Raw genomic sequence first — 7,570 nt, 5'->3', positions numbered from 1 at the left:
ATCGCCGCCGTCAGCGTCGTCTTGCCGTGGTCAACGTGACCAATCGTGCCGATGTTGCAGTGCGGTTTGGACCGCTCAAACTTTGCCTTTGCCATCTTTCCAGACGTCTCGCCTCTAGGGGGTCGAACGTGACCCGGTTTCGCATCGCGGGCCATGTATTGAGTCGGAGACGGAAAATCAAGCACCTCATGGCGCCAAGCCCTTGCGGGCGTGGTCATTCGGGAACGGTTTTCGCGACCTTGTCCTTGGCTGCGGCGGGCTCCGGCAGCCCCCCGAACCAGCCTTCGTCCCGCATCTGTCGGCGCAGCCATCGTTCCACCTGCAGCGCGCCATTGGTGGTCAGGTTGCGCATCTGTTCGTCCCGCGACTGGGTCAGCCCCGATCCGGCCACGGTTTCCGCGCTGAAGGATTCCATGACGGTGATCTGTTCCGGCTCGGTGTTGAGCTTGGCCTGCGCCGCGTCATCCCAGACCGTGACGCGGAAGATCAGCGCGGATTTCGGGCTCAGCACCACGGGCACGCCGGGCTGCGCCAGCACAAAGCCCTCGACGCTGACGCCCAGATGGTAGTATTTGCCGCCGCTCTGCCGGGTGAACCGTTCGGCCAGTGCGGCCTCCATCGCGGTGGTCCACTCCTCGGCGCTGGCGTCACGCGACAGCGGGCCCTTGACCAGATTGGGCGCCACCACCTCGACAAAGCCCAGCTGGAAATCCCCCAGTGCTGTGGCCGGGTTTTCCAGATCACGCTGGCCATTGGCGCAGGCGGCAAGCCCAAGGGCAAGGGTCAGCGCGGCGATCAGGCGAAGCATGGGCGAGGGTCCATCTGCAAGGGTCGGCGCGGCATAGCGCAGCAGCCGCCCCTTCGCAATCGCCCCGGGCTTTCCGGGGCCGCCGCCCCACCCTATCTTGATAGGCAGGAGGCCCCCATGACCGATCAGACCCCGATCCCTGCGCGCCTGCCGGTGTGCGTGCCGCTGGTGACCGAACCGCTGGGGCTGTTCGGCAGTCTCAAACTGGCGCGGCGCAACGTGCTGGCGATCCTGCCCGATCTGGCGACGCGGCAGCCCATGGTGTCGGGCCGCACCGGCGCGCGCTGGCATATGGTGATGGATCCGGGCGCGATCCGGACCATGCTGCTGGAACGGCTGGACCATTACCCGAAATCCCGCGTCACGCAGAACCTGCTGCGCCCGGCCATCGGCGAGTCGATGTTCGTGGCCGAGGGCGCGCATTGGCGCTGGCAGCGCCGCGCCGCCGCTCCGGCCTTTTCCGCGCGCAACGTGCTGAACCTTGCCCCGGTGATGACCGGGGCCGCCACCCGCTCTGCCGACCGCATCGCCGCTGCCGGGCCGCGCGCCGTGAACCTTTATGACGAGATGGTCACCACCACCTTCGACGTGATTTCCGACGTGACCTTTTCGGGCGGCGAAGGCTTCGCGCGCGAGGCGGTGCACCGCGCCATCGACGATTACGTGGCCGAAGCCGGGCGCATTTCGCTGTTCGACATGCTGGGCCTGCCCGACTGGGTGCCGCGTCCGGGGCGGGTGTTTTCGGCGGGCGCGCTGCGGCAGATGAAATCCGTGGCCGATGGCGCCATCGCCGAACGGGCGCAGCGCGGCCCGCAGGGGGTGCCGGACCTGCTGGATCTGCTGCTGGCGGGCGAGGATCCCGAAACCAAGCGCCGCATGAATGCGGGCGAGCTGCGCGACAACCTGCTGACCTTCATCGTCGCGGGGCATGAGACCACGGCGCTGACCCTGTCCTGGGCGCTGTATCTGCTGGCCTTCGACCCCGAGGTGCAGGAGCGCGCCCGGGCCGAAGTGCAGGCCCATGTGGCGGGCGATGCCGCCACCGGCGAGGAGGCGGCGCGGATGACCTTCCTGCGGCAGGTGGTGGACGAGACGCTGCGGCTTTATCCGCCTGCGGGCATCGTGTCGCGCACGGCACAGGCGCCGGACGAACTGTGCGGGCGCGAGATCCGCAAAGGCGACACGGTGATGATCCCGATCTACGCGCTGCACCGCAACCATCTGCTGTGGTCCGAACCGGATGCCTTCCGCCCCGACCGCTGGCAGCAGAAGCCCGACCGCTACGCCTATCTGCCCTTTGGCGACGGGCCGCGCATCTGCATCGGCGCCGCCTTTGCGCTGCAGGAGGCGGTGATCATTCTGGCCACGCTGCTGAAACGGTTCCGGTTTCACGCGGTGCCGGGACGCGACCCCGCACCGGTGATGATCCTGACGCTGCGCCCCGAAGGCGGCGTCTGGCTGGAGGCGGAGCCGCTGACCTAGCGGTTCGCCCCCGGCACCCACAGCACATCCGCCCGGCCCGCGTCATTGGCCATGCGCGCCGCACAGAAGAACCAGTCGCTGAGCCGGTTGAGATAGGTCACCGCATGGGGATTGACCGTCTCGGACGCCGCGAGTTCCACCGCGCGCCGTTCGGCCCGCCGTGCCACGGTGCGGCACTGGTGCAGGAAGGCCGCCGCAGCGGATCCGCCGGGCAGCACGAAGCTGCGCAGCGGCTCCAGCACGGCGGTCATGGCGTCGATCTCGGTTTCCAGCCGGGTCACCTGCGCTTCGACCATGCGCAGCACCGGGTAGCCCGCCTCGGCATCCTGTTCCATGTCGGGGCGGCCCAGATCGGCCCCCAGATCAAAAAGGTCGTTCTGGATCCGCGCCAAGGCCACGTCCAGATCGCCCTCGGCATGCAGCCGGGCCAGTCCGCAGACCGAATTCAGCTCGTCCACCGTGCCATAGGAGTCGACGCGGACGGAATATTTCGGCACGCGCGCCCCGGTCACCAGCGCGGTGTCGCCCTTGTCGCCGGTGCGGGTGTAAATCTTGTTCAGCACAACCATGGTTCAGCTCTTTCCGCGGATCAGGACAAACAGCAGGATCAGCACCACCGCCGCAAACTGCGCCATGATGCGCCAGCGCATCGCCTTGTTGGCGTATTTCTTGTTGAAAGCCCCGCCCTTGGCGAAACTGCCGATGCCGAAGAACAGGATGGCGACCACCCCCAGCATCACGGCAGCCGTGACGATAAACAGCGGATCGTTGGTCATGCGGCGCGCTCCCTTGCCAGATGACGCATCACATAGCGGCTTGCGGCCAAAAAGCGAAGCCGCCGCCCCGCGACCTGTCAGCGCGCCCGGGCGATGATCCAGTCCAGCGCCCGCGTGGGCAGAAGCCGCCGCAGCGTGCCCATCAGATGGGTCGGGACCGTCACGTAGTAACGCGTCTTCGGGCGCCGTGCCTCCAGCGCATGGACCAGCACGCGGGTCACGGCGCTGGCGGGCAGTTCGAACCGGTCCTTGGACGGGGGCGCGTAAAGCCGCTTCAGCAGCGAGGCCTCGTATTGCGCGGCCCGGGGCGAGGCGCGCCAGTTCACCCAGCGTTCAAAATGCGGCACGGAATTGCGGCGGATGTGCGAGGTCACCGGCCCCGGCTCGATCAGGATGACGCGAAGGGGGGTATCGGCCATTTCGATGCGCAGCACGTCGGTCAGGCCTTCCAGCGCATGTTTGCTGGCCACATAGGCGCCGCGCCATGGCATCGGCACCAGCCCCAGCACAGAGGAACAGTTGACGATCCGCCCGTGGCCCTGCGCGCGCATCACGGGGATGACCTGCCGCGTGAGTTCGTGCCAGCCAAAGACATTGGCCTCGAACAGCGCGCGCAGTGCATCGGTGGGCAGATCCTCCACCGCGCCGGGAATGGCGAAGGCGCCGTTGTTGTAAAGCGCGTCGAGCCTGCCGCCGGTCGCCTCCAGCACCTCCGCCAGCGCGCGGGTGATGCTGGCGGTGTCGGCGTAATCCAGCTGCGGGCTGTCAAAACCTTCGGCCCGCAGGCGGGCGCAGTCCGCTTCGGCCCGGCAGCTGGCAAAGACCCGCCAGCCACGGGCCCGAAGCCCCCGGGCGGCGTCCAGCCCGATGCCCGAGGAGCAGCCGGTGATGAGGATGGTTCGTTCTGTCATGGCCCTGCCCGCATGTCGTCAGGCCGAGCCTTAGGGGAGCCGGGATCAGAGGTCCAGCGCAGCGGCTCAGTTCACGGCGCGCAGGAAATCTTCCGACATCCAGCCGATGCGCCCGCCCTCGCTGCGCAGCTTCACCCAGCCGTCGCCCGGATCGGCCACCACCTGCACCTCATGCCCGCGCCCAAGCTGCGCCATCACCGCATAGCGCGTGCTGGGGCCGGAGCGCATGTTGACCCGGCTGCCCGTGACCTGCCGCAGATCGGCGACGGGTTCGGGGGCCTCCTCCACCGCGACGGCGGGTTCCGCCCGGATGATCGGCGCGGACCGGGGGGCGGCTGCCAGCGTCACGCCCAGATCGGCAGGAGCGGCGGCAGCCTTGGTGACCTGCACCGCAGGCTCACCGGCGCGGGCCGTGGCAAGCTGCACCATCTCCGCCTGCGGCGCCTTCTGCGGGGCTGCGGCCTGCGGCGCGGGCGGCAGATAGGAACTTGCCAGAAGGTTCGGCAGCGGCAGCCCCCGCGTGCCCGCCTGATACTCCGATCCGCCCGACAGGTGGAACCATGCCGCGCCCAGAAGCGCGAAGGTCAGCAGGATGAAGCTTTTCATGACGTACCCTTTTCCTCGTAACTTGGCGTGACCCCGGCAGTGCCGCTTTGAAGCGCGGATGCAGGGCCTTGGCTGGGTGGCGCCCGGAAATCTTCGGACATCCACAGTTTTGAGAGCAGGGCCGCTTTACCGTTCCGATGCGGCGCAGTATCACCCGGTCCATGACCGATACCGTCGATGACCCCGACATGAACCCCCGCAATGTTGCCGAACCGCTCCGCCGGGCGATTGGTGAACGCTATCTGACCTATGCTCTGTCGACGATCATGAACCGCGCGCTTCCGGATGCGCGGGACGGGCTGAAGCCTGTGCATCGTCGTATCCTGTATGCAATGCGCAGACTGCGGTTGAGTTCCACCGGAGGCTTCCTGAAGTCCGCAAAAATTTCCGGCGACACCATGGGGGACTTCCATCCGCATGGCGATGCGGCGATCTATGATGCCATGGCGCGGCTCGCGCAGGACTTCACCATCCGCTATCCGCTGGTCGACGGTCAGGGCAATTTCGGCAATATCGACGGCGACAATCCCGCCGCCAGCCGCTACACCGAAGCGCGCATGACCATCATGGCCGAGGCGCTGCTGGACGGGCTGGACGAGAACGCCGTCGATTTCCGCCCGAACTATGACGGCCGCCTTGAAGAGCCGGTGGTGCTGCCCGCCTCCTACCCCAATCTTCTGGCCAACGGGTCCAGCGGCATCGCGGTCGGCATGGCCACCAACATTCCGCCGCACAATATCGGCGAGCTGATCGATGCCTGCCTGCATCTGGTGAAATCCCCCGGGGCCGCCGACGAGACGCTGCTGCAGTTCGTGCCCGGCCCCGACTTCCCCACCGGCGGCGTGATCGTGGAGCCGCGCGAGAACATCGCGCAGGCCTATGCCACCGGGCGCGGCCAGATCCGGCTGCGCGCGCGCTGGCAGGTGGAGGATCTGGGCCGCGGCCAGTGGCAGGTCGTGGTGACCGAAGTCCCCTATCAGGTGCAGAAATCCAAGCTGATCGAACGTCTGGCCGAACTGATCCAGACCAAGAAAGTGCCGATTCTGGCCGATGTCCGCGACGAATCCGCAGAGGATGTGCGCGTGGTGCTGGAACCGCGCAGCCGCACCGTCGAGCCCGACATGCTGATGAACATGCTGTTCCGCAATTCGGATCTGGAAATCCGTTTCTCGCTGAACATGAACGTGCTGATCGACGGGGTGACGCCGAAGGTCTGCTCGCTGAAGGAGATGCTGCGCGCCTTTCTGGACTTCCGGCGCGAGGTGCTGTGCCGCCGCTCGGCGCATCGCATGGAAAAGATCGACCACCGGCTGGAGGTGCTGGAAGGCCTGATCATCGCCTATCTGCATCTGGACCGGGTGATCGACATCATCCGGTATGATGACGATCCCAAGGCGGCGCTGATGCGCGAGGACTGGTCGCGCAGCTTCATCCGCGCCACCTCGGAACGCGATTATTCTGCCCCGCCGCCGCTGTCCGGGGACGAGGTCCGCGTGCTGACCGAGGTGCAGACCGAGGCCATTCTCAACATGCGGCTGCGCAGCCTGCGCCGCCTTGAAGAGATGGAGCTGGTGGGCGAACGCGACCGGCTGCAGGCGGAACGCGCCGGGCTGGTGGATCTGCTGGCCAGCGAGGATCTGCAGTGGAAATCCGTCACGGCCCAGCTGCGCGAGGTCAAGAAGGCCTTTGCCAAGGATCTGGCCCGCGGCGGGCGGCTGACCGGCTTTGCCGAGGCCGGCGAGGTCGAAGACGTGCCGATCGAGGCGATGATCGACCGCGAACCCATCACCGTGGTCTGTTCGCAGATGGGCTGGATCCGCGCGATGAAGGGTCATATCGACCTGAAATCAGAGCTAAAATTCAAGGATGGCGACGGCCCGCGCTTCATCTTCCATGCCGAGACCACCGACAAGCTGCTGGTCTACGGATCGAACGGGCGCTTTTACACCGTCTCCGCCACCAGCCTGCCCGGCGGGCGCGGCATGGGCGAACCGCTGCGCCTGATGGTCGATCTGCCGAACGAGGCGCAGATCGTCGACATCTTCACCCATGATCCCACGCGCAGGCTGCTGCTGGCCTCCTCCGCCGGGGACGGGTTCGTGGTGCCGGAAACCGAGGTTCTGGCCCAGACCCGCACCGGCAAACAGGTGCTGAACGTCCGCGACGGGGTGACCGCCAAGATCTGCAAGCCGGTGCGCGGCGATGCCGTGGCCGTGGTGGGCGAAAACCGCAAGGTGCTGGTGTTCCTGCTGGAGGAACTGCCGGAAATGACCCGCGGCAAGGGCGTGCGGCTGCAGAAATACAAGGATGGCGGGCTGTCGGATGCCACCACCTTCGTGCTGTCCGAGGGGCTGAGCTGGCGCGATCCGGCGGGCCGCACCCGCACCCAGACCGATCTGGCGGAATGGATCGCCAAGCGGGCGGGGTCGGGGCGCATGGCGCCGCGCGGCTTCCCGCGCGACAACAGCTTCACCTGATCCGACGGGTCCGGCGCCCCCGCTGCCGGGCCCGTCACTGCGCACAGGCGCAGAACCGCCGCGGCCTTTTCTGATCCGCAGGGCAAATTCGCTCTGTTTCCCCTGCGTTCAGTTCGATATCACCGCGTGCAGAAGAAACTGGGTGCCGCGCCCGGCGCGGCGAAGACTGGGAGAGAACCGCTCATGAAGGTGCTTGTGCCTGTGAAGCGCGTGATCGATTACAACGTGAAGGTCCGGGTTAAATCGGACGGCAGCGGTGTCGATCTCGCCAACGTCAAGATGTCGATGAACCCGTTTGACGAGATCGCCGTCGAGGAAGCCATCCGGCTGAAAGAGGCGGGCAAGGCCTCCGAGATCGTGGTTGTCTCCATCGGCGTCAGGCAGGCGCAGGAAACGCTGCGCACGGCGCTGGCCATGGGCGCGGACCGTGCCATTCTGGTGACCGCCGCCGAGGACGTGCATCAGGACATCGAACCGCTGGCCGTGGCCAAGATCCTTGCCGCCATCGTC

Annotated in this window: 9 protein-coding genes; 3 read left to right on the top strand and 6 right to left on the bottom strand. The window is 66.9% G+C overall.

Annotated elements, in window-relative coordinates; genetic code table 11:
• On the bottom strand, positions 1-95 hold a 95-nt coding region (locus BLR51_RS28075; protein WP_242656859.1), incomplete at its 3' end, for a GTP-binding protein.
• Between the two features lie 119 nt (positions 96-214).
• Positions 215-808: a hypothetical protein gene (locus tag BLR51_RS26335; protein WP_089852521.1), complete on the bottom strand. Its 594-nt coding sequence runs from the start codon at positions 806-808 to the stop codon at positions 215-217.
• 117 nt (positions 809-925) lie between these two features.
• Between BLR51_RS26335 and BLR51_RS26330 the strand changes: the two genes are divergently transcribed.
• Positions 926-2,290 (top strand): cytochrome P450, encoded by a 1,365-nt coding sequence (locus BLR51_RS26330; RefSeq protein ID WP_089852520.1) that lies wholly within the window; start codon positions 926-928, stop codon positions 2,288-2,290.
• On the opposite strand, the gene BLR51_RS26325 is transcribed toward BLR51_RS26330, so the two are convergent.
• The 4 genes from BLR51_RS26325 to BLR51_RS26310 form a co-directional block, all read right to left on the bottom strand.
• Positions 2,287-2,859 (bottom strand): cob(I)yrinic acid a,c-diamide adenosyltransferase, encoded by a 573-nt coding sequence (locus BLR51_RS26325; protein ID WP_089852519.1) that lies wholly within the window; start codon positions 2,857-2,859, stop codon positions 2,287-2,289. The genes BLR51_RS26330 and BLR51_RS26325 overlap by 4 nt on opposite strands.
• Before the next feature lie 3 nt (positions 2,860-2,862).
• Positions 2,863-3,066 (bottom strand): twin transmembrane helix small protein, encoded by a 204-nt coding sequence (locus BLR51_RS26320; protein WP_089852518.1) that lies wholly within the window; start codon positions 3,064-3,066, stop codon positions 2,863-2,865.
• Between the two features lie 77 nt (positions 3,067-3,143).
• Positions 3,144-3,977, bottom strand: a complete 834-nt coding sequence (locus tag BLR51_RS26315; protein WP_089852517.1) for an SDR family NAD(P)-dependent oxidoreductase — start codon at positions 3,975-3,977, stop codon at positions 3,144-3,146.
• 66 nt (positions 3,978-4,043) lie between these two features.
• Complete coding sequence (locus BLR51_RS26310; protein ID WP_089852516.1) at positions 4,044-4,583, bottom strand: SH3 domain-containing protein; 540 nt, start codon at positions 4,581-4,583, stop codon at positions 4,044-4,046.
• Between the two features lie 161 nt (positions 4,584-4,744).
• On the opposite strand from BLR51_RS26310, the gene BLR51_RS26305 reads away from it, so the two are divergent.
• The gene (locus BLR51_RS26305; RefSeq protein WP_089852522.1) at positions 4,745-7,060 is read left to right on the top strand and encodes a DNA topoisomerase IV subunit A; all 2,316 of its coding nucleotides are present in this window, start codon (positions 4,745-4,747) and stop codon (positions 7,058-7,060) included.
• A gap of 183 nt (positions 7,061-7,243) precedes the next feature.
• Positions 7,244-7,570, top strand: a 327-nt coding sequence (locus tag BLR51_RS26300; RefSeq protein ID WP_375342705.1) for an electron transfer flavoprotein subunit beta/FixA family protein, incomplete at its 3' end; no start/stop codon positions are given.

This window comes from Salipiger marinus (assembly GCF_900100085.1).
Lineage (GTDB): Bacteria > Pseudomonadota > Alphaproteobacteria > Rhodobacterales > Rhodobacteraceae > Salipiger > Salipiger marinus.
The sequence above is the reverse complement of the archived record's forward strand: the minus strand, read 5'-3'. Positions and strand labels throughout refer to the sequence as shown.

What these genes read in the sequence shown, in the direction of transcription:
- BLR51_RS26320 (WP_089852518.1), bottom strand. Translation starts at nt 3,066, where the DNA reads ATGACCAACGATCCGCTGTTTATCGTCACGGCTGCCGTGATGCTGGGG.
- BLR51_RS26305 (WP_089852522.1), top strand. Translation starts at nt 4,745, where the DNA reads ATGACCGATACCGTCGATGACCCCGACATGAACCCCCGCAATGTTGCC.
- BLR51_RS26325 (WP_089852519.1), bottom strand. Translation starts at nt 2,859, where the DNA reads ATGGTTGTGCTGAACAAGATTTACACCCGCACCGGCGACAAGGGCGAC.
- BLR51_RS26310 (WP_089852516.1), bottom strand. Translation starts at nt 4,583, where the DNA reads ATGAAAAGCTTCATCCTGCTGACCTTCGCGCTTCTGGGCGCGGCATGG.
- BLR51_RS26335 (WP_089852521.1), bottom strand. Translation starts at nt 808, where the DNA reads ATGCTTCGCCTGATCGCCGCGCTGACCCTTGCCCTTGGGCTTGCCGCC.
- BLR51_RS26315 (WP_089852517.1), bottom strand. Translation starts at nt 3,977, where the DNA reads ATGACAGAACGAACCATCCTCATCACCGGCTGCTCCTCGGGCATCGGG.
- BLR51_RS26330 (WP_089852520.1), top strand. Translation starts at nt 926, where the DNA reads ATGACCGATCAGACCCCGATCCCTGCGCGCCTGCCGGTGTGCGTGCCG.